At 46.9% G+C, this 23,727-nt stretch carries 25 protein-coding genes and 2 riboswitches; of the genes, 23 read left to right on the top strand and 2 right to left on the bottom strand.

Features of this window, described 5'->3' with window-relative positions:
* Positions 1–16 precede the first annotated feature (16 nt).
* The gene (locus WN59_RS00540; protein WP_046511000.1) at positions 17–1,069 is read right to left on the bottom strand and encodes a homocysteine S-methyltransferase family protein; all 1,053 of its coding nucleotides are present in this window, start codon (positions 1,067–1,069) and stop codon (positions 17–19) included.
* A 108-nt stretch (positions 1,070–1,177) separates the two neighbouring features.
* Positions 1,178–1,278: riboswitch (SAM riboswitch) on the bottom strand.
* Positions 1,279–1,442: 164 nt separating this feature from the next.
* Positions 1,443–1,538, top strand: a riboswitch (TPP riboswitch).
* A gap of 107 nt (positions 1,539–1,645) precedes the next feature.
* Between WN59_RS00540 and WN59_RS00545 the strand changes: the two genes are divergently transcribed.
* From WN59_RS00545 to WN59_RS00585, 9 genes are all read left to right on the top strand, one after another.
* The gene (locus tag WN59_RS00545; protein WP_046511003.1) at positions 1,646–2,260 is read left to right on the top strand and encodes a thiamine phosphate synthase; all 615 of its coding nucleotides are present in this window, start codon (positions 1,646–1,648) and stop codon (positions 2,258–2,260) included.
* Positions 2,257–3,387 carry a glycine oxidase ThiO gene (gene thiO / locus WN59_RS00550; protein WP_046511005.1) on the top strand — a complete coding sequence of 377 codons (1,131 nt, stop codon included), beginning with the start codon at positions 2,257–2,259 and terminating at the stop codon, positions 3,385–3,387. The genes WN59_RS00545 and thiO overlap by 4 nt, the downstream gene beginning before the upstream one ends.
* Positions 3,384–3,593, top strand: coding sequence for a sulfur carrier protein ThiS (gene thiS, locus WN59_RS00555; protein ID WP_052747203.1), 210 nt, complete (start codon positions 3,384–3,386; stop codon positions 3,591–3,593). The genes thiO and thiS overlap by 4 nt, the downstream gene beginning before the upstream one ends.
* A 2-nt stretch (positions 3,594–3,595) precedes the next feature.
* Positions 3,596–4,366 carry a thiazole synthase gene (locus WN59_RS00560; protein WP_156172369.1) on the top strand — a complete coding sequence of 257 codons (771 nt, stop codon included), beginning with the start codon at positions 3,596–3,598 and terminating at the stop codon, positions 4,364–4,366.
* Positions 4,353–5,378, top strand: coding sequence for a ThiF family adenylyltransferase (locus WN59_RS00565; protein WP_046511011.1), 1,026 nt, complete (start codon positions 4,353–4,355; stop codon positions 5,376–5,378). The genes WN59_RS00560 and WN59_RS00565 overlap by 14 nt, the downstream gene beginning before the upstream one ends.
* A gap of 174 nt (positions 5,379–5,552) precedes the next feature.
* Positions 5,553–7,328 carry an ABC transporter ATP-binding protein gene (locus WN59_RS00570; RefSeq protein WP_046511015.1) on the top strand — a complete coding sequence of 592 codons (1,776 nt, stop codon included), beginning with the start codon at positions 5,553–5,555 and terminating at the stop codon, positions 7,326–7,328.
* Positions 7,328–9,100, top strand: coding sequence for an ABC transporter ATP-binding protein (locus WN59_RS00575; protein ID WP_046511018.1), 1,773 nt, complete (start codon positions 7,328–7,330; stop codon positions 9,098–9,100). The genes WN59_RS00570 and WN59_RS00575 overlap by 1 nt, the downstream gene beginning before the upstream one ends.
* 88 nt (positions 9,101–9,188) lie before the next feature.
* Positions 9,189–9,893, top strand: coding sequence for a cytochrome c biogenesis CcdA family protein (locus WN59_RS00580; protein WP_046511024.1), 705 nt, complete (start codon positions 9,189–9,191; stop codon positions 9,891–9,893).
* A 1-nt stretch (position 9,894) separates the two neighbouring features.
* On the top strand, positions 9,895–10,380 hold the full coding sequence (locus WN59_RS00585; protein ID WP_197073376.1) for a CcdC family protein: 486 nt from the start codon (positions 9,895–9,897) through the stop codon (positions 10,378–10,380).
* Here the strand turns inward: WN59_RS00585 and WN59_RS00590 are convergent.
* The gene (locus WN59_RS00590) at positions 10,372–10,866 is read right to left on the bottom strand and encodes a DUF2621 domain-containing protein (protein ID WP_046511027.1); all 495 of its coding nucleotides are present in this window, start codon (positions 10,864–10,866) and stop codon (positions 10,372–10,374) included. The two genes, WN59_RS00585 and WN59_RS00590, sit on opposite strands and share 9 nt — an antisense overlap.
* A 91-nt stretch (positions 10,867–10,957) precedes the next feature.
* Here WN59_RS00590 and WN59_RS00595 point away from each other — a divergent pair, with 91 nt between their 5' ends.
* The 14 genes from WN59_RS00595 to WN59_RS00655 all read left to right on the top strand — a co-directional run bounded on the left by WN59_RS00595 (position 10,958) and on the right by WN59_RS00655 (position 23,460).
* Complete coding sequence (locus WN59_RS00595) at positions 10,958–11,158, top strand: DUF1659 domain-containing protein (protein WP_017548613.1); 201 nt, start codon at positions 10,958–10,960, stop codon at positions 11,156–11,158.
* A gap of 26 nt (positions 11,159–11,184) precedes the next feature.
* Complete coding sequence (locus tag WN59_RS00600; RefSeq protein WP_046511030.1) at positions 11,185–11,397, top strand: DUF2922 domain-containing protein; 213 nt, start codon at positions 11,185–11,187, stop codon at positions 11,395–11,397.
* 2 nt (positions 11,398–11,399) lie between these two features.
* A complete protein-coding gene (locus WN59_RS13435; protein WP_197073377.1) occupies positions 11,400–11,519 on the top strand; it encodes a YvrJ family protein in 120 nt (39 codons plus the stop codon).
* 67 nt (positions 11,520–11,586) lie between these two features.
* Positions 11,587–12,705, top strand: coding sequence for an exonuclease SbcCD subunit D (locus WN59_RS00605; protein WP_046511033.1), 1,119 nt, complete (start codon positions 11,587–11,589; stop codon positions 12,703–12,705).
* Positions 12,692–15,706, top strand: a complete 3,015-nt coding sequence (locus WN59_RS00610; protein ID WP_046511036.1) for an AAA family ATPase — start codon at positions 12,692–12,694, stop codon at positions 15,704–15,706. The genes WN59_RS00605 and WN59_RS00610 overlap by 14 nt, the downstream gene beginning before the upstream one ends.
* Before the next feature lie 158 nt (positions 15,707–15,864).
* Positions 15,865–16,476: an SCO family protein gene (locus WN59_RS00615; RefSeq protein WP_046511039.1), complete on the top strand. Its 612-nt coding sequence runs from the start codon at positions 15,865–15,867 to the stop codon at positions 16,474–16,476.
* 85 nt (positions 16,477–16,561) lie between these two features.
* The gene (locus WN59_RS00620; RefSeq protein WP_046511040.1) at positions 16,562–17,500 is read left to right on the top strand and encodes a nucleoside hydrolase; all 939 of its coding nucleotides are present in this window, start codon (positions 16,562–16,564) and stop codon (positions 17,498–17,500) included.
* Between the two features lie 211 nt (positions 17,501–17,711).
* Positions 17,712–18,194: an RrF2 family transcriptional regulator gene (locus WN59_RS00625; RefSeq protein WP_046511043.1), complete on the top strand. Its 483-nt coding sequence runs from the start codon at positions 17,712–17,714 to the stop codon at positions 18,192–18,194.
* Positions 18,195–18,218: 24 nt separating this feature from the next.
* Positions 18,219–19,190 carry an LLM class oxidoreductase gene (locus WN59_RS00630; protein ID WP_046511046.1) on the top strand — a complete coding sequence of 324 codons (972 nt, stop codon included), beginning with the start codon at positions 18,219–18,221 and terminating at the stop codon, positions 19,188–19,190.
* Positions 19,191–19,207: 17 nt separating this feature from the next.
* Positions 19,208–19,441, top strand: a complete 234-nt coding sequence (locus tag WN59_RS00635) for a DUF896 domain-containing protein (protein ID WP_046511049.1) — start codon at positions 19,208–19,210, stop codon at positions 19,439–19,441.
* A 21-nt stretch (positions 19,442–19,462) separates the two neighbouring features.
* Positions 19,463–20,533 carry an LLM class flavin-dependent oxidoreductase gene (locus WN59_RS00640; RefSeq protein ID WP_231577041.1) on the top strand — a complete coding sequence of 357 codons (1,071 nt, stop codon included), beginning with the start codon at positions 19,463–19,465 and terminating at the stop codon, positions 20,531–20,533.
* A gap of 90 nt (positions 20,534–20,623) precedes the next feature.
* On the top strand, positions 20,624–21,094 hold the full coding sequence (locus WN59_RS00645) for a nucleoside 2-deoxyribosyltransferase (protein ID WP_052747205.1): 471 nt from the start codon (positions 20,624–20,626) through the stop codon (positions 21,092–21,094).
* The gene (locus WN59_RS00650) at positions 21,094–21,573 is read left to right on the top strand and encodes a SprT-like domain-containing protein (protein WP_046511052.1); all 480 of its coding nucleotides are present in this window, start codon (positions 21,094–21,096) and stop codon (positions 21,571–21,573) included. The genes WN59_RS00645 and WN59_RS00650 overlap by 1 nt, the downstream gene beginning before the upstream one ends.
* Positions 21,574–21,735: 162 nt before the next feature.
* Positions 21,736–23,460 (top strand): DUF2207 domain-containing protein, encoded by a 1,725-nt coding sequence (locus WN59_RS00655; protein WP_052747209.1) that lies wholly within the window; start codon positions 21,736–21,738, stop codon positions 23,458–23,460.
* The last annotated feature ends 267 nt before the right edge of the window (positions 23,461–23,727 follow it).

A 23,727-nucleotide genomic window follows, 5' to 3' on the forward strand; every position in this document is an offset into this window, starting at 1 on the left:
CTGCCTCTCGCTTTTCTTATGCCTTGGTTCTGTATTCAGTGATATGTTCCTGCAGTGTTTCATCCTTTCCAAACAGGAAATGCTTATGCATGTCCGGTGAATATTTGGAATTGATTGTTTCCAAACCGACTGCTTCTGCGACAGCACGAAGCATGGCGGGTGAAGCACCGCAGCAAAGTCCGATGTAATTGATTCCTGAATCATGTGCTTCTTTTGCCCACTCCGCAAGCTCATACCTGTTGTGATACAGTGGATCGAGTGCTGTAGGGAACGTTGTGTCCGTTGGAAGATGGCAGCTGCATCCGCCGTCCGGCAGATTGAAGAATGTTGGATTTTCTTCAGTTGTACGATAAGGCAAAGGCAAAGCCCCGACATATCCTGTAGTATTTTTACGTATTTTTTCCAGATAGGGCTGCATAGTATCCGGCCCCCTGAAGCAGTTCATGCCGACAACCAGTGCACCATTCTCCTCGAGGATTTTGCAGGATTCCTCTACGGTATATCCATCACGCAAGATGTTTTCACCCATCAGCCCGAGGGTGATGACAGCAGGCAGATCATATTTTTTGATTTCCTCCAGAGCGATTAATGCCTCTTCATGATAATAGTATGTTTCTCCATTGATATAGTCCACGCCTTCATCTTTACACCATGAAACCATCTCATTGAATATGGACCTTACCTTTTCTTTAGAGGCAGGATCATCAGGATTGAATATATTGGTGTTTGAAATATTGCCGGCGACCAGCGCTTCTTCTGACGGATGTTCTTTTGCGACTTCTTTCGCCAATTTGATTGCATTTCTGTTCAATGGTTCAAGAAGATCCTCTTTGCCGATGATCCTCATCTTTTCACGGTGTGCATTGTATGTGAAGGCAAGCACCACATCGGATCCCGCATTCATATAATCACGGTAGACCTGTTTCAATGCTTCCGGATTTTCAAGTGCCACTTCCGGTACAAATGAACCTGCCTGAAGATAGCCCCTTCGCTCCAATTCGAATAAATAACCTTCACCAACAATGACGGTACCTTGTTCCAGACGTTCCTTTAAACTTCTTTTGCTCATTTCTTTCGCCTCCTGATGGTATTGATATTAATAGCCGGAAGATATTCGGGAATTTAAAATGCCCTCTGCTTTTGAGAAAGAAGAGGGCAATGTATATATTAAAGTCTCCTCTTATCTTCTAGCGTGATGCTACTGGAATTAGCACAGTACTTTATATGCCTGTTGCCGAAGCGTCATAGGGCCAGTCCCTCGACTTCTCTGGATAAGAAAGTGTATCGAATATTTAATTGTTGTTTATCACTATAAACAGGAAAAATGTCAAAGTCAACACTAATTTGAAATATAATTTATTTTCCGAACTTTTAATAAAATAAAGCGGTATACCTTTGAAAGTCTTTTGATGTATGATATTCTGAAACTAGAAAATTAAATAGATGAGCACTGGGGGAGCCTTCTGGCTGAGACGATTTTCGGACCCTTGGAACCTGATCTGGATAACACCAGCGTAGGGAAGTGGTGAAATTTGCTGAATATAATTTATGTAAAGACGAATATATTTTCAAAGCCACTTATCCTTACGGGTGAGTGGCTTTTTTAGTTTTCTTTTCAATCAACGCAGAAAAAAGGAGTAATTGGATGAATGGACAGCTGCATCTTATCAGTGATGGTAATTTTTCAAAACAGCATTTGAATATCTTAATGAAAATTCACAGTGCAATCGATTATTTCCATCTGCGTGAAAAGAAAAAGTCTGCTGGAGAGCTGATCGAAATTATTAATGTGCTGGAAAAGGGAAATATACCCCTGCACAAAGTGATTATAAATGACCGGATTGATATTTCGGTGATGAAAAAATGTGCAGGTGTCCAATTGGCCTATCACAGTGCGCCGAGTACACTAGTAAGAAAAAGCTTTCCGGAAATAATGATTGGACAATCCATACACTCATTGGAAGAAGCGAAGAAAGCAAATGCAAAGGATATTGATTTTCTAGTGTATGGACACATTTTTGAAAGCCGGTCAAAAGTTGGGAAAACACCAAAAGGTGTGTACGAATTAAAATCTATTATTGATTACATATCTCTCCCGGTAATAGCGATTGGCGGCATAACACCGGAACGGGCTGAGGCTGTAATCAATGCAGGCGCTGAAGGTATTGCGGTAATGTCCGGCGTCTGGCAGGCAGATGATCCGGTGAAAGCAGTCAGGGATTATAGAAAAGTTCTGAAGGAAGGGATAATCGAGAGATGATAAAAAAGTTTGACCAGATTATCGTGGGCGGTGGTGTGATTGGATGCTCAATTGCATATCAGCTGTCCAAAAGGGGATATCGGGTATTGGTTTTGGAAAGCAGCACGACAGGGTGTGAAGCATCTAATTCTGCTGCAGGCATGCTGGGGGCACAAAATGAATTTACTGAAGAAGGTCCGCTATTCCGATTTGCCCAGGATAGCAGACGTTTATTCAAAGAATTGTCTGATGAACTTATTTCAGAAACTGATATTGATATTCATTATGTCCATAAAGGAATTTTAAAACTTTCATTTGATCAGCAGCAAAATCGGCAATTGGAGGAAATCGAGGCGTTTCAGAAAAGTATGGGTAATCCTGCATATATTCTTTCACGTGCAGAAGTTCTGGAGTTGGAACCCGGTGTTACGTCTGAGGTGGCAAGTGCAGTCTATATGCCGGATGACGGACAGGTATCTGCCCCAGACTTGAGCAAAGCATTTTTTAAAGCGGCTCAAAATCGTGGGGCAGTCATTCACGAAAATGAAAGAGTGGTTAATTTACTAGTGACGGATGGCGAAATATATGGTGTGAGCACAATCCATGATACTTACCATGCAGATCAGGTTGTTATCGCAACAGGTGTATTCGGCTCCGGATTGATCCCGGAAACCGCTTCAACTATACCCGTAAAAGGCGAATGCCTGGAGCTGGAACTGGACACCCCGGTCATTCAGGCGACAGTTTCATCTGATGGCTGTTATCTGGTACCGAAACAGGGAGGGAAAGTGCTTGTGGGCGCCTCCTCCCTGCCGGGCAGGACTGATAAGGAAATCAGTGCCAAGGCTGTTTCGCTACTTTTGGAAAAAGCATTCCTTATGGTACCTGAGTTATCGAAAGCAAGCATAAACAGATTATGGACGGGGATTCGCCCGGGAACTTCTGATGGTAAACCATATATGGGCGCGGTGCCTGATGTTTCAGGCTTATATATATCGGTCGGCCACTACCGCAATGGGATATTGCTTTCGCCGATTACAGGAATCTATATGGCAGACCTGATTACGGGGAAGCGGGTGGATCCATCCTATTATGAAAGTTTTAATGCAGGACGTGTGAACGAATTTATCGGCAGGGGAGGTGGATGAAAATGCATTTGGTCATCAACGGAAACAGCATGGAACTGGGTGATGAAGTGAGCAGCGTCACAACATTGCTTGAGCATCTCGGACTGGCGGAGAAGCCGGTCATCATCGAACACAACCGAGACATACTGAAACAGGAACACTATCGTCAGAGAATGCTTGAAAATGGAGATACACTGGAAATTGTACATTTTGTCGGAGGAGGATGATTATGCTGAATATTGGACAATATCAATTTGAATCACGCTTGTTTCTGGGAACGGGAAAATACCCGGATTATGATATTCAAAAACAGGCAGTGGAGAAATCACAAACAGAAGTACTCACCTTTTCTGTGAGAAGGATGAACATATTTGACCCATCCTTACCAAACTTCCTGGAAAAGATCGATCCAAAAAAATATAGGTTTCTGCCCAATACTGCCGGGGCGAAAAATGCCGAAGAAGCTGTGAGGATTGCCGGATTGGCTGCCGCTTCCGGGAGGTGTGACATGATTAAAGTGGAAGTGATCGGCTGTGACAGAACCTTGCTGCCGGATCCTGTGGAAACTTTAAAGGCAACTGAAGAACTGTTGAAACAAGGATTTACTGTCCTGCCTTATACGTCGGATGATGTTGTGTTGGCACGGAAGCTGGAAGAAGCGGGTGCCCATGCCATAATGCCCGGTGCCTCTCCGATAGGCAGCGGCCAGGGGGTTATTAATCCGTTGAATCTTTCATTCATCATTGAACAGTCGAATGTTCCTGTCCTGGTTGATGCGGGGATTGGTTCTCCTGCTGATGCAGCTTATGCCATGGAACTTGGGGCTGACGGTGTCCTGCTCAATACTGCAGTATCTGGTGCAGAAGATCCGGTGAAGATGGCTGAAGCGATGAAACTTGCTGTCCATGCAGGCAGGTTTGGATACGAAGCGGGCAGGATTCCCAAAAAAGATTACGCTGTGGCAAGCAGTCCGGAGGAAGGTATCAGTGTCAGGGACTAACCGTTACCACCGTCAGACATTGTTTGAACCTATTGGTGAAACCGGACAGGACAGGTTGATGGAGAGTCATGTGCTTATTGTTGGTGCCGGTGCTTTGGGATCCGGCAGTGCCGAGGCTTTAGTACGGGCAGGAATTGGGAAACTGACGCTTATCGACCGTGATTATGTTGAAGAAAGCAATCTTCAGCGCCAGCAATTATTCAGTGAACAGGATGCTTATGAAAAGCTGCCAAAGGCAATCGGAGCCAAGAATCGGTTGAATGATATCAATAGTATGGTCGAAGTGGAAGCGATCATGGCGGATGCAGGGGCAGACCTGTTATCGGAACTTGCGCCGGCCATTGATTTGATAATCGATGCGACTGATAATTTTGATATCAGGTTGCTGGTGAATGATATTTCACAAAAATTCGAGGTGCCGTGGATATACGGTGCCTGTGTAGCGGGTTATGGAATGACTTTTACAATAATACCGGGCCATACACCCTGTCTTCAATGTCTGCAGGAATATCTGCCTTCCTCCGGTGCCACATGTGACAGCGCAGGAGTAATACAGCCGGCAGTGCAGCATGTTGTATCTTACCAGGTAACCGAAGCAATGAAACTTTTAACAGGGAACAGAGCACAAATATCCGGAAAATTGATTGCATTCGACCTTTGGAAAAATGAACACATGGAGATGGAGATAGAGAAGCTGAAGAAACCGGATTGTTCGTCATGTTCCGACAACAGGACCTATAGTCACCTGTCTTACGGAAATCAGACGAAAACCACGGTGATGTGTGGTCGTGACACAGTCCAGATTCGTCCGCAGGGTAATATGGCCAGTCTAAGCGAGGTGGCAGAAAAGCTTAGGAGCAATAAAAACCTGCATCTGTCTTGGAACCCGTACCTCCTTTCAATCCAGGATGGAGATTTCCGGATCGTCCTCTTTCAGGACGGCAGGGCCTTGGTACATGGCACAATGGATGAAATGGAAGCGAAGAATGTATACTATCGCTATATGGGGTGAAAATCACAAAGAATATCAATGATGGAAAGTACCGATGCGGTTGCTGGTATGGCAGCCGTATTTTTTATGTATTATTCCAATATCAAAATCAGACCAAATGATTAGATGCATATTATTTCATTGTTCGAAATATATGGTAAAATTTAAGCTGAATCGAGAAAAGGGGGGGATGGTATGCAGGTCTTCAGGAAACTTGGGTGGTTTTTCAAAAGGGAATGGAGAAGCTATACCCTGGGTATTATTATGCTATTGCTTGTGGCCCTGTTGGAACTTGTTCCACCACAGGTTATTGGTTTTGTGATCGACCACATTACGGAGTCTACTTTAACCGGAAACATATTGATGCAATTTGTCGTCCTGCTTATTGGGGTTGCATTGCTTACATATATCGTAAGGTACTTCTGGCGAATAATGATCTTTGGTGCAAGTTACCGTCTGGGAAGGATTCTGAGGAACAGGCTCTACAGAAAATACTCCGAGATGAGTCCGGCGTTCTATCAGAAGCGGCGGACGGGGGACTTGATGGCGCACGCAACCAATGATATCCAGGCAGTCCAGGCAACGGCGGGTGCGGGGATTCTGACGATTGCGGATTCACTGATTACAGGCGGCGCTGTTCTGGTCACGATGGCAGTCACAATCAGTCCCCAGCTGACGCTGATTGCGATGATTCCGCTGCCGCTGATGGTGATCCTGACCAGTTATTACGGTACCCTGCTCAACCGGGGATTCAAAAAGGCGCAGGCAGCCTTCAGCCGGCTGAATGACAAGACGCAGGAAAGCGTCGCGGGCATCAAAGTGACGAAGACTTTCGGCTATGAGGAGAGCGACCATGAAGATTTCCGCAGCCTGAGTGACGAAGTTGTCGAGAAGAATCTGAAAGTGTCAAAAGTGGATGCTCTGTTCGATCCGACAATCATGTCGGTGATCGGCATAAGTTACTTTCTGTCCATCCTGTTTGGTGCCCGGATGGTGCTTGATGAAACGATTTCCATCGGGCAGCTGGTGACATTTACAACATATCTCGGCATGATGGTCTGGCCGCTTCTTGCACTGGGATGGTTCTTCAACCTTGTGCAGCGCGGACGGGCATCATATGACCGGATTGAGGAAGTGATGATGACACGGAATGACATCGGAACAGATTACAGGATCGAAGACGCTCCGGATGGTGATATAACATTCGATATCGGTGCCTTCAACTTTCCGGGTGATGAAACGGCCGGTCTGAGGGATATCGGTTTTACTGTTTTAAAAGGGACGACACTTGGCATCGTCGGACGTACCGGTTCCGGAAAAAGTGCCCTCATCAGACTCCTTCTCCGCGAGTTCGATACTGTGAATCCTGACGATATCATGTACGGCGGACATGCCATCCGGGACTATGGCCTGACAAATTTGAGAAGCCGGTTCGGCTATGTGCCGCAGGATCATTTCCTGTTCTCTGCAACCATCAGGGATAACATCGCATTCAGCAATCCCGGACTTGACGATAGAGCAGTCAGTGAAGCGGCACGCCTCAGTCATATACACGATGACATAAAGTCATTCCCGGATGGATACGGCACCGTAGTCGGGGAGCGCGGGGTGTCATTGTCCGGCGGCCAGAAACAGCGGATTTCCATCGCCAGGGCGCTGGTGCTCGATCCTGAAGTGCTGATACTGGACGATTCTCTGTCCGCTGTGGATGCAGAGACTGAAGAGAGGATCCTTGCCAATATGCAGTCGGCAAGGGCGGGCAAGACGAATATCATTACAGCCCATCGCATGAGTGCCGTAAGCCATGCTGATCTGATCATCGTCATGGACCGCGGCACGGTGCTCGAGCGTGGCACACACAGGGAACTGATGGAACTACAGGGCTGGTACCATGATACCTACAACGCCCAGGCACTGCGTGAGCAACTGGAAAGTTCTCTCGATGAACTTGTGGAAAAGGAGGATGGGTAATGGAGGATAATACGTTCAATCTCACCTTCAATGATCAAAAACAGGTACTCATCCGCCTGATGAAGTATACGCTGCCATTCAGAAAGACCCTTCTGGCAGGATTCCTGATGCTGATCATTTCGACGGTAGCGGGTGTCGCGACACCTTATATCGTCATGATTTTCATCGATGAATATTTGACGCCGGGAGTATTTCCGGAATCGGATATAACCTGGCTCATCATCATTTTCTTCCTGGTCCAGGCAGTTGGAGCTGTTACGACATATATGCAGATCTATCTTTTCCAGTATCTTGCGTTCAGAGTCATCCAGCAATTGAGAATTGATGCGTTCAGTAAGATCGGCAGGCTCGGTATGCGCTATTTTGACAAAGTGCCGGGCGGCAGTGTAGTTTCCAGGCTCACAAATGATACAGAGGCGATTGTCGAGATGTTCATCGGTGTGCTGGCGTCATTCCTCATGGCATTTTTCATGGTGATCTCCAGTTTCATCATGATGTTCGTGCTGGATTTTAAACTGGCATTGTTTGCGCTCATATTCATGCCGGTCATCGTATTGATCCTTGCAGTCTACCGCCGGTATTCCGCCAATTTCTTCTCGCACGCAAGACAGCTTCTGAGTGATTTGAATGCAAAGTTGGCAGAGGGCATCGAGGGCATGAAGATCATACAGGTCTTCAACCAGGAGAAGCGTCTCAGGAGTGAATTTGAAGAAATCAACGAAGCGCATTATCAGTACAATATGAAGAATGTAAGGCTTGACGGACTTCTGCTCAGGCCGGCCATAAGTATGATCAGTGTGCTGGCAATCGCATTGATTTTATCGTATTTTGGTCTGCTCAGTTTTGAAGGCGGCGTGACAGCAGGTGTCGTATTCGCCTTTATCCAGTACATGGAACGCTTTTTCGAACCGATCAACCAGGTCAGTCAGAATCTGAATATTTTCCAGCAGGCACTTGTCGCCGCAAGCCGGGTGTTCGCTCTGATAGATGACGGGCGGATGGAGCCGGTTCAAAATGAAAATGAGTCATATGACATTACAGAAGGGAAAGTGGAGTTTAAAAACGTCACTTTCAGTTATGACGGCAAAGTCGATGTTCTGAATGATATCTCATTTACAGCAGAATCGGGCCAGACGGTGGCGCTCGTTGGACATACTGGTTCAGGCAAGAGTTCAATCATCAATCTGTTCATGCGGTTCTACGAATTTGAAAGAGGCGAGATACTGATTGACGGGCAGTCCATCAAAGAAATTCCAAAGCTTGAAATGAAGGAGAAGATCGGACTGGTGCTGCAGGATCCTTTCATTTTCTACGGGACAGTGGAGTCGAATATAAAACTGTATCATCCTACAATGACTTTCGAGCAGGTGAAAGAGGCGGCGAAGTTCGTCAGGGCGGATCGGTTCATTCAAAAGCTGCCCGGTGACTATGGCCATAAAGTGATTGAAAAGGGGAGTGCGTTCTCAAGCGGGGAACGCCAGCTCATCGCTTTCGCCCGGACGATGGCCATGGATCCCAAAATACTGATCCTGGATGAGGCGACGGCAAACATCGATTCTGAAACGGAAGAGGAAATCCAGAAGTCACTTTCAAAAATGAGGAAGGGAAGGACGACCCTCGCGATTGCACACCGGCTTTCCACCATCCAGGATGCAGACCAGATCATAGTGCTGAACCGCGGCTCAATCGCAGAAAGCGGCACGCATGATGAACTGATCAGGAGCCGTGGAATCTATCACAGGATGTATCAGCTCCAGAACGGCCAGGGCTAAATGTCATAGAAAGTTCTAAAACATTCCCATAAACTATATAACAACCCCCATCACGTCTGATAAAATGACTATGAATGGGGGTAGTATCATGGGCAGTGAAGTAACGTTTCTCCTTGCATTTGGAGCCGGTGTTCTGAGTTTTATCTCGCCCTGTGTGCTTCCGGTGTTTCCTGCTTTCGTCTCTTACATAACAGGGATGAGCTATAATGAAGTGGAAAAACAAAAATTTAATGCAAAAGCGATATTGCATACACTTTTCTTCCTTGTCGGGTTCAGTCTGATATATATTGCACTCGGTTTTGGTACAGCATTTTTAGGCGGGTTCCTGATCGAGCATGGTAATCTGATAAGACAGCTGGGATCCATCCTGATAATCGTCTTTGGCCTGATCATAACAGGAGTGCTGAACTTCAATTTCCTGATGAAAGACAGGAAAGTACAGTTTAAAAACAGACCTTCTGGGTTCCTTGGATCCATATTCATCGGTATGGCATTTGCTGCGGGCTGGTCGCCCTGCAACGGACCGATCATCGGTGCGATTTTCGCCATGAGTGCAACGGAGCCGAACAATGCCTTGATTTTAATGATCGTCTATTGCCTTGGTTTTGCAGTGCCGTTCTTCATTTTGAGTTTCTTTGTATCCCGCACACGCTGGATGCTGAAGTACTCTAATATCATCATGAAAGCGGGCGGCGTCCTCATGATACTGATGGGAGTCCTGCTGTATTTTGACGGACTGACTCAGATCATCATCTGGCTGCAACCGTTCTTTGGAGATTTCCAGGGGTTCTGATATGGATATGGAAAATATATTATTCACAGCAGCTTCCATAATGGCGGTTTTCATGGGCGTTGGTGCAATCATAGTCAGGCAGAAGGCCGCGAAGCGGCCGCTCACGATGAAGAAAATATTGATTCCGCCCGTCATGATGTCGACCGGTGCACTGATGTATGTGTTCCCGTACTTCAGGCTGACACCCGTGGAAATCGGGGAATCGGTGATAATGGGCGCCGTCTTCTCCATACTGCTGGTGCTGACCACCAGATATGAAGAGAAGGACAGTGCGCTCTATGTAAAACAATCCAGACTTTTTCCACTTATCCTCGTTACATTGCTTGCACTGAGAATAATACTCAAATCGATCCTATCCATGAGCATCTCACCCGGAGAGATCGGCGGTATGTTCTTCCTGCTGGCATTTGTCATGATCGTCATATGGCGGCTCAGCATGTATATCCACCTGAGGGCATTCAAAAAGCAGCAGATCAGTTCATTCTGATCTGCTGCTTATTTTTTCTGTCTGTTCGAATATAGAGAATTTCTGCTTTTCATCATCCGCATACTGGAACAGATCCTCGTACGGCGTATAATCTATCTCGAGCTCATTGAGTTTCTTCTTCATGAATTTATGGTCCCGTTTCGGCGTGGCAATGATATAGCCCTTCATTATATGGTCCAGGGTGATCTCCCTTGCCCCCTCATCCAGTGCAATCTTTGATATCCTTCCGGCAATGCGCTCTTTGGCCACATCCCTGAACAGCTCGGGTACAGGGGAAACCAGTTCATTCAGCAAAGCTTTCGACTCTTCGTCCCATAATGGAAGGGCCTGCTGTATGTAATGATCCTGCCAGTCGAGTTCACTGTAGCCATCCTCCCGGGGCAGCTTCTTTAAGAACTTCCTGAACATGAAATATCCGCCAATTATCATCAGTCCCAGCATGATGAATGTCCACAGGACGATCAGCCATATAAAAATGTCATTCATATGCTCACCTCCTAGCCATTATAAGATTTAAAAGAAAAATTGTCCATCTAACAATTTGTGTCGATATATGGTGTGAAAGGAGGTGGAGCACATGATCAAGAGCCTGAGTGCAAAGTTCTATTTCATTGAAGTCGACGGTGAAGGTGAGGAAAGGCTGCGTTTCAGATCCGTAAGGAACCTGGATACGAACGCAACCGATGCGGATATCAACACGCTTGCTGATATCTATCAGAATCTGAGCAACGATTTCTATCCGACAGTGGAAAAAGAGGAAGTATACGTAATCAAGTAGATTCAAAATCAAAGGAGGAATAATGAATGAACAAGAAACTGGTTGTTGTATTCAACACAGATGCCGACCGCCGTTTTACACTCAACATCAGCAATCCGGCTGATGATTTGACTGAAGAGACACTCCTGCAGGAAGCAGGACGTCTCATCGCCACCAATGCGCTCGCACCGACGCAGGGCAAGCCGGTATCAGTATACTCTGCCAAAATCGTCGAGCAGAACGTCACTGAACTCATCTGATCATGGAGTGGATCACACTGGTCAGCGATGTTGGATTTCCGGCTGCGATCACCTTCTTCCTCCTGTACAGGATGGAAAGCAAACTGGATGATCTCATAATATCCATCAGAGAGCTGCACTGAACAGAACCGTCCCCGAAATTTACCAGGGGGCGGTTTTTCTAGTATAATCATCTAGTGAGGTGTTGATATGAAAATTTTACATACTGCCGACTGGCACATCGGCAGAAGGCTCAACGGAACCGACCTGCTTTCTGATCAGATGCATGTGCTGGATCAGCTGGTCGAATATATAAAGGATGAAGGAATAGACCTCTGTGTAATAGCAGGGGATGTTTTCGACAGGAGCAACCCGTCGCAGGCAGCACTTGAACTTGTCAATGAATATCTATACAGGATCAATATCGGACTCGGCGTGCCTGTACTTGCCATCAGCGGAAATCATGACTCAAGGTCCAGGCTGGATTACGGCAGCCGCTGGTTTGAAAAGAGTAATTACCATATGCGCACATCCATCGGGGACATACTGAAGCCGGTGGTCATTGATGGCCATCATTTCTACATGATCCCCTACATGGATGTTCTGGAGGCGAAGCAGTATTTCATGGATGAATCGATCGTTTCACATCATGATGTGTACCGCAGGGTTACAGCAGAAATCCGCAATGTGATGGACCACGGCGCCCGCAATATTCTTGTCGGTCATATGTTCATGTCGGATGCAAAGGCGAGTGATTCCGAACGGCCGCTTTCAATCGGTCTGTCCGAGGAAGTGGGGACAGACCTTTTCACAGACTTCGACCTGATCCTGCTTGGTCATCTCCATCACCCATTTGCGATAACGCATGACGCCATCTTCTACAGCGGCTCGCTGCTCAAGTACTCTTTTTCCGAAGTCAGACAGCCCAAAGGATTCAGGGTGATAGATACCGGGGAGGGGATTGAATGCCGATTTGTGCCGACCGAATCGAAGTATGACCTGGTGCACTACAAAGGCAGCTATGATGAGGTCATAAACGAAAAGGTCACTTTCCCGGACAAAAATGCGTATTTCAAGTTTGAACTTACAGGGCTTGAGACCATCAAGGATCCGATGGCTAAACTCAAGATGATATATCCAAATACCCTGGAACTCCGGCCGGTGGTAGAGGTCCGGGAAAACAGCATGAGCAAAGTGGATGTCAACCGCTCGAGCGACCGGGAGATCTTCGATGCATTCATCGAACAGGTGCACGGGAGTGAACTCACAGAATATCAGCAGGGGTTATTCAAACAACTATTCAAAGGTGATATAGATGAAACCGATTAGACTGGACATGAAATACTTCGGACCCTTCGAAGATGAATCCATTGATTTCAGTTCCATAAAAGACAGCATGTTTCTGATCAGCGGACGGACAGGGTCGGGAAAGACGATGATCTTCGATGCCATCACCTATGCACTTTACGGCACATTGTCAACTTCCGACAGGATGGAAGGCTCCGTCCGCAGCCAGTTTGCAACGGACAGTGACATCAGCCGGGTGAAGCTGACATTTGAAATCCGCGGCAGTCAGTATACGGTGGAACGGACGCTCAGCTATCAGAAGGAGGGCAGGAAGACCCCTGTCCCTCCGAAAGCCGCCATATACGATCAGGAAGGCGAAGTGCTCGAGGGCAGCATCAATGGTGTGAAAGAAAAAGTGCTCGGCATCATTGGACTCGATGCCGACCAGTTCAGACAGATCCTCATTCTGCCCCAGGGGGAATTCAAACGCCTGCTTGTATCCTCAAGTGAAAGCAAACAGGAGATACTCAGGACTTTGTTCAGAACGGAGCGGTTTGTCCATTTTGAGATGCGGCTGAATGAACTGAAAAAGGAAAAATTGAAAAGTATCGAGCTTGTCGAAAGCCGGGTTGAAGAACTTTTCAGCACCTTGAGCGCAAACGGTGATGCGGAACTGCAGAAGTTGATCGATGCTGAATATCCGACGGCGGCTAAGCGTATCGAAGTCATAGAGGAAATCGGTACAACACTCGGTAACAGATATAGGATGCTGGAGGAAGCACTCCAAAAATTGAAGCAAGAGGCGACATCACTCAGGGAAACCATCAGCCGCAGGGAACGGCATAACGAGCAGGCTCTGAAACTCGCCAGTACGAAACAGGAATTGAAAGACCATGAAGAAAATGCAGCTTCGATAGAACGTCTGGAAACAGCTGTCAGACAGTACAGGAAAGTGAAGACGGTTGAATACGAACTTCGTTCGGAGCAGGACCTCATAAAACAGAAAGAGGAACTGGAAACACGGCTGAACACCATCGACACCGGTCTGAAAGAGCTGGAAACATCAGGCGAGGCGCTCCGGCAGACTCTTGACAAAATCAGCCGTTACAGGGAAGGCTATACGAAACTTGTGAAATGGATCAACAGTACAGAGCGGTTCGTCGAAGATCCGAGATTCAGGGATATGGACGGGGTGCTGCAGTCAAAAATGAAAGAACGGCAAAACCTTGCCTCTGATATAAAAGCGCAGGAAGCGAAACTTGCGGAAGTGAGACAGGAGGACGATTCGATCCATTGGGAACATGCAGAAAGCGAAATCCTGCGTAATGAATTGTCAGCGTCCGTTGCCGAGTGCCGGAAAATGCGCGAATGGATTGAGCGGGAAAACAAAAGCGCCGGATATGATGGGAAGAAGCAAACGCTGGAAAAGGAAATCACGGAGCTCCGTAAAAAAATGGAAGACACCGAAACAGCCATCAAAAAAATACAGGAAGATACTGGAAGCATGTACAGTCCGGAGGATAAGGTGCATATCGAGCACCTCGCAGGACATCTGAAAAAGGACGGGGAATGCCCGGTCTGCAGGCAGACAGTTTCAGTTCTGCCCGTGGCACGGGACTATATGAGCGAGGAGGACGAAGCGGAGCTCAGGGCGCTTGAAACAAAAAAGCAGGAATGTGGCAATGCGCTGGAAACGGCGGAGAAGAATCTTGGAATCGTGGACGGCATACTCGGGTCCATGGAAAGGTATGATACTGAAAAACTTGAAAAGGAACTTGAGGCCGAAGAAAGACACCAGAATGAGGTCCGGAAGAAAATTGATGACAACCATAAAAGGTATGACAGGAAAAAGCAGCTCGATGAGGAAATGCGCAGGCTCGAGAGCAGCATCAGCGATAACAGGATCCGGATGAACAATGCGGAAAATGCCGTTGAACAGCAGAAATCACTCAAAAAGGAATTCAGTGAACAGACACAGTTTGAAACCTGTGAGGAATTTCAAAGGGAGTTCCAGGCAAGGCAGCAGAAAGTATCACGCTACGAGAAACAGCAGGAGGAAGCCGAACAGGAGAGGCAGCGTTACCGGGAGGAGAAATCACGGCTTGAGGAGAACAGGGCAGCAGCCCGCAGACAGCTCTCTGAAATGAGCGGACAGCTGGAGGAAAACACCCGCGTCATAGATGATTTCCTGAAAGATAATGAATTTGCCGGCAGGAACGTTCTGTTTTCCATCCTCAAAAATACCGATGTAAATGAAGACGAGGAGAGGATAAGGGCATACCATACTCAAAAGGACATTCTGAAGAGCCGGATAAACGACCTTGAATCAGTTCTTGAGTCGACAGAAGAGATTCCGGTGGAGGAAGACAGGGAGAAGCTGAGCGTTCTGGACAAGGAAATAGAGACGAAAACAAATGACAATGCCCGTCTCTATGCCCGGATGCAGCATAATGGAAACATCAAGGAAAAGATCAGTGATTTTGCAGAGAAACATGAGGCTGAACTCGGTGAGGTCGATGAACTGGTTGAGCTGGTGAATGCTGTGTCCGGAAAGAATGAGCAGAAAGTTTCGCTTGAGCGGTTTGTATTGACCTACTACCTGGACCGCATCCTGCATATTGCCAATATCAGGCTGCTTGAGATGACCAGCCACCGTTATGAACTGAGACGGAGTACAGGGAAAAGCAACCGCAAGACCGGCCTTGATATAGAAGTATTCGATTTCTATAATAATCGGGCAAGGCATATTTCCTCACTTTCCGGAGGGGAGACATTCCAGGCCTCCCTTACACTTGCACTCGCCCTGAATGAAGCACTGCAGCAGGAGTCCGGAGGCATCAGTCTTGACACCATGCTGATCGATGAAGGGTTCGGTACGCTTGACCCTGAAACTCTGGATATGGCAATCAGTACACTGATTGAACTGCAGACAAGCGGCAAGATGGTGGGTATCATCTCCCACGTCGAAGAACTGAAGGAACGGATGGAGAACATACTGGAAGTGAAAGCGGTGAACGAAAGAAGCACTGCGAATTTCAAATAGACACAGAGGCGGCACATGCCGCCTCTTTTTTATGACGAGATCCGGAACTAAAACGGTTTATATGTGCCACACAGTTTTCACAAAAAGACAAATTTTGCGCTTGTCCATGGAATTTTATTTGATATAGTAAGGTTAGGATTAATACGGAGGTATGTACGATGAGAAAGCTTTTGTTCAGTGTTGTTATTCTTTCGATGATTTTGTCTGCATGTAATTCCTCCGGCGTCGAGGTAATGTCGAGGTACGGTAATGAAATCAACGACTTCGAAGTCACCGATGAAAACGGTGAGACATTTACCCGCGAGGATATGGAAGGTAAAGTATGGATCCTGGATTTCATCTTTACAAATTGTGCAACAGTCTGCCCGCCGATGACCTCCAACATGACACAGGTGGTCAATGAACTAGAGTCAAAGGGTATAGAAGACTATGGCATACTCAGTTTCACCGTGGACCCTGAAACGGATACACCTGAGGTGATGACAGATTATCTGTCCCAGTACAACGTGCCGGAAGGCACGGAGTGGAAACTCCTGAACGGCTATGATTACGACTTCATCAGACAGTTCGCAGAGAAGAACTTCAAGACGATTGTCGCACCGCCGCCTGAAGGAAGCAACCAGGTGACTCACGGCATCAGTTTCTACCTGATTGACCAGAACGGCAAAATACTTAAAGACTACTCCGGTGTCGATACCGGTGATACATCATTCCAGCTGGATGAGATCGTGTCGGACGTCGAGACCCTGGTGGAGGAAGGTCCGCAGTAATATCAGCCGGAGCCCGCGCGGGCTCCGGCTTTTTTGTCCCAGATCAGCTTGATTGGTAGGGAATCTATTTTGGGAGGATCATTATATGGATAAGAGAAAAGTCATTCTGGACTGCGATCCGGGCCATGATGATGCGATTTCAATCATCATCGCAGCTTCAGGGAGAAGTCCGCTTGTGATTTTGGGAGTTACGACCGTCGCAGGCAATGTGGAAGTGGAGAAGAACACTGTCAATGCGCTGAAAATATGCGAATTGCTGGAACTGGATGTTCCCGTATACCAGGGAGCATCGGGGCCAATGGTAAAACCAAGCGAGATAGCGACTGAAATACACGGTGATACAGGGATGGACGGGCCTGTATTGCCTGAACCCGTTAAAACCAAAGAAGCGCAGCATGCTGTAGATTTCATAATTGCAAGCATAAGATCTTCAAAGGAGAAAGTCACACTCGTTCCAACCGGCCCGCTGACTAATATTGCGCTTGCATTGATCAAGGCCCCGGATATTAAAAACAACATAGAAGAGATTGTACTCATGGGCGGCGGCACATTCGGCAACTGGACACCTGCTGCGGAATTCAATATATACGTGGATGCAGAAGCGGCAAAGGTCGTTTTCGAAAGCGGTGTACCACTTGCCATGTTCGGACTCGATGTAACCCACCAGGTGATGGCTGACAAAGATATTCGACAGAGATTCAGCAGGCTGGAAGGTGAAATCGCGATCTTCGTGAATGAACTTCTTGAGTTTTTCGGCCGGGCATACAAAGACCATTTCGGTTTTGAAGGCGGGCCGATCCATGATGCCTGTACCACCATGTATCTGCTTGAACCGGACCTCTTCGACATGAAGCATGTAAATGTCAGCATAGAGACGAAAGGTGAGTTCACCTACGGCATGACCGCAGTGGATCTCCTTGGGACCACCGGACTTGAGCTGAATACGCTGTTTGCAGAATCGGTTGATCAGGAGAAGTTCTGGAATCTTTTTGAAGAGATATTGATTTCATATGAAGAAGGATAGCGGAACCTCACACCAGATATTCATACCTTGCTGAATTTTATAATTGAATATAGGAATGGATTGACATCAATCAGAACAGTGCACTTTTGTGTGCTGTTTTTTTATTCCAGGCACAGATATTGTCTATTAATAAGGAATCTGTTAGAATTACTTATAATCCGGATAATTATTATCCGGTTTAATCTATGATTAATGAGAAGCGGTGAATGATATGCAGATGAAGACAGGTGTCGAACAGTCGGTATATGCCGTTCTTCTACTGAACATGCTGCCGGATAAGGCGGTGCTGCACAGTGAAGTGATCAGCGGCCAGATTGGAGCGTCACCCACATATTTTCAAAAGCTGTTGAGGAAATTGGTAAGTGCCGACCTGATTACTTCCGTACCCGGGGTGAAGGGAGGATTCAAGCTGAAAAAGGATCCTGAAGATATCCGGGTATATGATATTTATGTTGCAATCGAAGGGCAGCAGTCGCTGTACAGCCCGAGTGGCATCTTGAATGATGTACTTGAACTGGAGTATGACGACCGGTGCTGTGTACTGGGTGGGCTGATGGAAGAAGCGGAGGAGTCATGGAAAGCGGTGCTGAAGAGGGAAACGATCGCCTCACTTGCTGAACAGGTGGAATCGGATCGCTTTGTGCACCATGTGACCGATCTGAAAAAATGGGTGGAAGAGAACATGGTGGTCTGATGAATATGGAATCGGGTGAGAGAATTGAAAAAGTTTGAATCACATAGAGGCTTTAACAGGACATTCAGGGAAGGAAAAATGACCCTTGGTCTCGGCTTTCCTCTTGAAGCATATACGGGCAGTTTTCCTGAGATGAATCTTGAGGAACAGATGAAGCATGCCAGGCGTGCTGAAGATTATGGATTTGCCTCTTTGTCAGTAAGAGATGCACCCTTATATGACCCTGATTTCGGGGATGTCGGCGGGCTGTATGATCCATTCATGTTCCTGACCTATGTTGCAGCACATACCAGGGAGATATCCCTGGTGACAGGCAGCATCGTGACTACATTGAGGAATCCCATCCATACGGCAAAGTCCGCAGCGACTTTGGAGAGTCTGTCAGGACAGCGGTTTTTATTCGGTGCAGCAAGCGGAGACCGCCCGGTGGAGTTTCCGGCCTTCAAAGCGGATATTGATGACAAAGGGAAGCTTTTCAGGGAATCCCTTCAGGCCATGAGAAGGTTGTGGAGTGAAGAGTTTCCTGAAATCCAGACAGATCGCCTGAATTTGACGCACGGCGATGTGGTGCCGAAGCCGGAGCTGTCGGATATCCCTGTTTTCGGTACAGGGTACGGCGGGCAGACACTGGAATGGCTTGCGGAAAACACCGATGGCTGGTTTTTTTATCCCCAGGATTTACAGGGGCAAAAAGCACTGGTAGCAAAATGGCGGCAGGCAACAACGGAATTCAAGCCTTTTGCACAGTCTCTGGCTGTCGACCTGTCGGAACGTCCGGGGGAAGCGCCAAAGAAGAAGCCCGTCGGTTTCCGTGCGGGGAGAAACTTTCTGATCGATTATCTCAATGCATATCAGGAAGCAGGAGTCAACCATGTGATGATCAGCCTGAAGGAAAGCAGCCGGCCGGCCGAAGAGGTCATACAGGAACTTGGTGAATATGTTGTACCTAAGTTCCCGGCCATCAGCAAACCAAAATTTACGTTTTTTAATAAATGAAAGGAAGAAGATAGAAAATGATCGCAGGATTGGACAGGATTAATGAACTTGCAAATAAACAGAAAATTGACGGACTGACGGAAACAGAAAGAGCAGAACAGAAAAAATTGAGAGAGGACTACCTGAAACAGATAAGAGGGCAGGTGCTTGATTCCTTTTCAGGATTGACAGTAGTCGATCCACTTGGCAATGATGTGACACCTGAAAAACTGAAAAGAGAACAGGAACTCACCAAGTCACTCGATATATGACGAAGAAAAGGATGATATTTAATGAGACTAAGTGTGCTGGATCAGGCGCCCGTCACAAAAGGAAACAATGCAGCAGATGCTTTGAAAAAAGCGGAGGAACTTGCAATACTTGCCGATGAACTCGGGTATCACCGCATGTGGATGGCGGAACACCACAGTCTGCCGTCACACGTCAGTTCAGCTCCCGAAGTCACAGCGGCAAGACTCGCTGCGAAAACAGAGGATATCCGCATCGGCACGGGTGGTGTAATGATGATGCATTATTCACCGCTGAAGATGGCTGAAGTGTTCAAGACGCTCAGTGCCTTTTCACCGGGAAGGATAGATTTCGGCGTCGGAAGAGCCCCCGGCGGAGATGGTCAAAGTATTTATGCATTGTCTGAGGGCAGACGGCCGCAGATGGACAATATGTATGAAAAATTCGCGATTGCGATGCAGTACATCAATGATGAAACACCTGATGGTAAACTGTACGGTTCTGTCAGGGCGACGCCGGGAAATGTCACTTTGCCGCAAGCCTGGATGCTGGGTTCCAGCGGTAACAGTGCAATCGCCACCGCCAGGCTCGGTGCCGGCTATTCATTTGCCCAATTTTTCAATGGAGACCTGTCCAAAGGCATCCTTGATGCATACAAGGAAAATTTCGAACCCTCCGCGTTCATGGAAAAACCGGAGATCAATGTATGCTATATGGTCACTGCCGCAGAAACGAAGGAAGAAGCAGAATTCCAGGCATTGCCGCAGGACATCGCGAGCCTCAAGCTCATGAACGGACAGATTACACAGGCCATGACACCGGAAGAAGCGGCGGAGTACCCGTTGACTGAAATGGACAAGATGCGGATTCAGGATAGAAGGCACCTCCATATTGTCGGTTCGGCCGGAGACGTAGCAAAGCAACTGAGAGACGAACAGGAAATGTACGGTTTCGACGAAGCGATGATATGCAGTATCCCACATTCACAGGAGAGGCGGCTGGATGTCTACAGGCTGCTTGCGAAAGAACTTTTTTTAACAATGGGAGTATGCTTCAAAAGAACAGATGGAAATGACATTCGTTTAGGTTGCCCCTTAGACGAGTGTCATTTTTAAAATCAGTTGTTATATGCAGGATATATCTGTATTGTTTTTACGCTATACTCGGAATGGAAATCTGATATATTATTGAGAGAGGTGAAAGTGATGAAAATATATTTGGGAAGTCCGTTCTTTAACCAGGAACAGCTGCACAGAGTGCAAGGAGTGGAGAAGGCACTGGAAGAAAATAGTACTGTGACAGAGGTGTTTTCACCGAGACTGCAGCAGGTGGATCATTTGGAACATGGCTCCGATGAATGGCGGGAGACTGTATATAATAATGATATCAAGCACGTCGAGTGGTGTGATGCAATAGTGGCTGTGCATGACTATGAGGGGAAGCACGTCGATCCGGGCACTGCATTTGAAATCGGCTATGCCAAGGCAAAAGGTAAATTCATCGTCCTTTACCAGGAAAAGGATCCCGAACATGAAGCTCCGGTGAATTTGATGCTGTCCGATTCTCTGGATGTCTACCTTCAGGATCTTGATGACTTGAAACAATATGATTTCAATGAAAGGAAGCCAATCCGCCTTGAAAAGTATTTCTTTGATGAAGTGGCAGAGGAAGAGTGATGGACTCCGGGACACTTAAAAGACATGCGGATGAGTTTCTTGAAAGGAATTTTGATATGCCGCTCGGCGTTCCTTTAAGAATTTCAAGCCGCATGAAATCAAGACTTGGTGCATTCCAAGTAAAGTACATACGAGGCGGGGATGTAAAAACAGAGATAGTGATGTCCCATGAATTCATTGTCCATAATTCGGAAGAAGCGATCCTTGATGTCCTTTACCATGAATGTGTACATTATGCACTGTACACCCAGGATAAACCTTATAGGGATTCTGATGCCCTGTTCATCAGCACACTGGACAGGCTGGGGATCTCCAGGACGAGGACCTATGCCTATAAAGGCCGAAGCCACCTTTATGAATGCAGAAGATGCAGATACCGATTCAGTAAAAATATCAAGGGATATGAAAAAAGGTATATTTGCAGGAAATGCAGGGGAAAGTTCAGCTATGTGGGTGAACTCTCACCGGAGCATCTATGATATATTCTCCCGTCCAAACCGGAAACCGATTGAATATCGGATTTCGGTTTTTTTAATGAGAATGAAAAAATTCATCTTTTAATGTCGTCTTTACCGCGGAAAAATGAAATAATGAATGTAAGGATGACATTTACACCTTATATACGAAAGGGGAAAACGATGATGAAGCATCTGCTGAGTATGCTTTTTGCTCTGACAGCGGTTCTGATGCTGTCGCCGGATGCTGATGCGAATGAGATCAGCAATTTGGAAATGGACATAGAAATCAATGAAGACGGTTCTGTAAGCGTGACTGAGACACGTGAGGCGAATATGACAGAAGGCACCGAAAATTACATGACCTTCAATGAAGAGGATATGGGTGAAGTTGAAATCACTGATTTTTCAGTTGAGGGCTATACCGAACAATCCGAGTGGGACCCGGATGCAAATCTGGAAGAAAAGGCCGGAAAATATGGGATGATCGATACAGAAGACGGCACCGAACTCGTGTGGGGCATCGGCGAGTATGGTGAGCAGACATACGTTGTGCATTACACCCTTGAAAATGTGGTACGGAACCTCGAGGACGGTCAGTCATTGTACTGGAACTTCGATACATTCAGTGATCTGCCAACAGAGAATTTCACCATGAATGTGACCTCGGACAACCCGTTCGGTGAAGAAATGCAGTTCTGGGGGTTCGGTTTTGAAGGTGATATCAGCCGGTCGGACGGTGGTATTACGTGGGATGCCGAAGAGTCACTGACCGATGCGAATGATGCCGTATTGCTCATGCATTTTCCGCCGGGTACTTATGATACAGACGTGACTGATGACGGCACATTGGAAGAGGAGGCTGAAGCGGCGAAAGACGGTTCCATCTATGATGACGGCAGTATGAGCGGATGGGCAATCGGATCGATTGTCGGGGGCATGGTCGCCCTGGGGCTTGCAATGACACTCATCGCAAAGCGTTTTACTTCCAGGATGTCAAAAGCCGGTCATATCGATTCGGCAGCCGCTATCAAACGGAGGAATAAAGAAAACAAGACTGCGAATCCTCCACAAATTGACGATTATGCATCTGTTGCCTTTGCCCTCAAGCATCTTCAAATGGGAGGGTTCGAGGAAATATTCCAGGCTAGCTTGATGAAGTGGACGGATGAAGGGCGCATCACGATTGAAATCGACGGGAAGGACAGTAAAAAACTGGATAAGAGTAAATCTGAAATCATCATCCATGATTATCAAAAGGTTGAAACAGATAATTCAGAATCATTCAAAGAACTCAGTAAGAAATTGAAGGATATGGAACTTGGGGAAGATGGATACGAACCGATTCTGTGGCGCATGCTTTTGGATGCAGCGGATGATGACGGCCATATCGATGAGAAAAGATTTACGAAATGGTCGAAGGAAAATGCGAAATCAGTCAGCAAAGTTGCAGATGAAGTGACGAAGTATTCCCTTGAGCGGCTGGAAGCGGAAGAATATTTTGAGTTTGATAAAGAGAAGATATTCGGTATTACAGTGCCAATCACAATACCGACAGAAAAAGGGGAGAGCCTCCTGGATCACCTTGTCCAGTACAGGAATCATCTCAAAGAGAACTACAGCCATGTCCTTGAAGATGAAAACTACAGACAGCATATGATCTGGAGTGTTCTCGCCGGCGAAGGTGAGGAAGTCAAGAAGCACCTGGCCAAACTCACCCCTGAAGGCAGTAGTGAAACATATCCGTCATACGTCCACTACTACTACGGGCCACACCTGGCAACCAAGAGCTGGTCGACAGGACTCGGTCAGGGCGGTTTCAACTCATCCGCAGCCTCCGGCAGTGGCGGCGCAACCGGCGCCGGCGGCGGAGCCGGAGCAGGCGGTGGAGGCGGCGGTGGTGCGAGGTAGTGCCACCTGACTGATGAAGTATGAAGAGAGATGTAAAAAGCTCCGGGTATCCCCGGAGCTTTTTTAATTTGCAGTAAAAGGAGGGATTAAAAATTAGACAATTATGCATGATTTTAATGATAATAATCCAGAAACCAGGAATCTGTACTGTATTATTGAGCAGATTTCAATTAAACAGACAGTTAATAGACAAGTATCGCATTTTTGCATTTTTACATCAGTCGTAAAGATGGCTATGATGGCTATGAAATGATACGGAGGGGATAA

Source organism: Salinicoccus sediminis (assembly GCF_000986795.1).
Lineage (GTDB): Bacteria > Bacillota > Bacilli > Staphylococcales > Salinicoccaceae > Salinicoccus > Salinicoccus sediminis.

What these genes read in the sequence shown, in the direction of transcription:
- WN59_RS00540 (WP_046511000.1), bottom strand. Translation starts at nt 1,069, where the DNA reads ATGAGCAAAAGAAGTTTAAAGGAACGTCTGGAACAAGGTACCGTCATT.
- WN59_RS00545 (WP_046511003.1), top strand. Translation starts at nt 1,646, where the DNA reads ATGAATGGACAGCTGCATCTTATCAGTGATGGTAATTTTTCAAAACAG.
- thiO (WP_046511005.1), top strand. Translation starts at nt 2,257, where the DNA reads ATGATAAAAAAGTTTGACCAGATTATCGTGGGCGGTGGTGTGATTGGA.
- thiS (WP_052747203.1), top strand. Translation starts at nt 3,384, where the DNA reads ATGAAAATGCATTTGGTCATCAACGGAAACAGCATGGAACTGGGTGAT.
- WN59_RS00560 (WP_156172369.1), top strand. Translation starts at nt 3,596, where the DNA reads ATGCTGAATATTGGACAATATCAATTTGAATCACGCTTGTTTCTGGGA.
- WN59_RS00570 (WP_046511015.1), top strand. Translation starts at nt 5,553, where the DNA reads ATGCAGGTCTTCAGGAAACTTGGGTGGTTTTTCAAAAGGGAATGGAGA.
- WN59_RS00575 (WP_046511018.1), top strand. Translation starts at nt 7,328, where the DNA reads ATGGAGGATAATACGTTCAATCTCACCTTCAATGATCAAAAACAGGTA.
- WN59_RS00580 (WP_046511024.1), top strand. Translation starts at nt 9,189, where the DNA reads ATGGGCAGTGAAGTAACGTTTCTCCTTGCATTTGGAGCCGGTGTTCTG.
- WN59_RS00585 (WP_197073376.1), top strand. Translation starts at nt 9,895, where the DNA reads ATGGATATGGAAAATATATTATTCACAGCAGCTTCCATAATGGCGGTT.
- WN59_RS00590 (WP_046511027.1), bottom strand. Translation starts at nt 10,866, where the DNA reads ATGAATGACATTTTTATATGGCTGATCGTCCTGTGGACATTCATCATG.
- WN59_RS00595 (WP_017548613.1), top strand. Translation starts at nt 10,958, where the DNA reads ATGATCAAGAGCCTGAGTGCAAAGTTCTATTTCATTGAAGTCGACGGT.
- WN59_RS00600 (WP_046511030.1), top strand. Translation starts at nt 11,185, where the DNA reads ATGAACAAGAAACTGGTTGTTGTATTCAACACAGATGCCGACCGCCGT.
- WN59_RS13435 (WP_197073377.1), top strand. Translation starts at nt 11,400, where the DNA reads ATGGAGTGGATCACACTGGTCAGCGATGTTGGATTTCCGGCTGCGATC.
- WN59_RS00605 (WP_046511033.1), top strand. Translation starts at nt 11,587, where the DNA reads ATGAAAATTTTACATACTGCCGACTGGCACATCGGCAGAAGGCTCAAC.
- WN59_RS00610 (WP_046511036.1), top strand. Translation starts at nt 12,692, where the DNA reads ATGAAACCGATTAGACTGGACATGAAATACTTCGGACCCTTCGAAGAT.
- WN59_RS00615 (WP_046511039.1), top strand. Translation starts at nt 15,865, where the DNA reads ATGAGAAAGCTTTTGTTCAGTGTTGTTATTCTTTCGATGATTTTGTCT.
- WN59_RS00620 (WP_046511040.1), top strand. Translation starts at nt 16,562, where the DNA reads ATGGATAAGAGAAAAGTCATTCTGGACTGCGATCCGGGCCATGATGAT.
- WN59_RS00625 (WP_046511043.1), top strand. Translation starts at nt 17,712, where the DNA reads ATGCAGATGAAGACAGGTGTCGAACAGTCGGTATATGCCGTTCTTCTA.
- WN59_RS00635 (WP_046511049.1), top strand. Translation starts at nt 19,208, where the DNA reads ATGATCGCAGGATTGGACAGGATTAATGAACTTGCAAATAAACAGAAA.
- WN59_RS00640 (WP_231577041.1), top strand. Translation starts at nt 19,463, where the DNA reads ATGAGACTAAGTGTGCTGGATCAGGCGCCCGTCACAAAAGGAAACAAT.
- WN59_RS00645 (WP_052747205.1), top strand. Translation starts at nt 20,624, where the DNA reads ATGAAAATATATTTGGGAAGTCCGTTCTTTAACCAGGAACAGCTGCAC.
- WN59_RS00650 (WP_046511052.1), top strand. Translation starts at nt 21,094, where the DNA reads ATGGACTCCGGGACACTTAAAAGACATGCGGATGAGTTTCTTGAAAGG.
- WN59_RS00655 (WP_052747209.1), top strand. Translation starts at nt 21,736, where the DNA reads ATGAAGCATCTGCTGAGTATGCTTTTTGCTCTGACAGCGGTTCTGATG.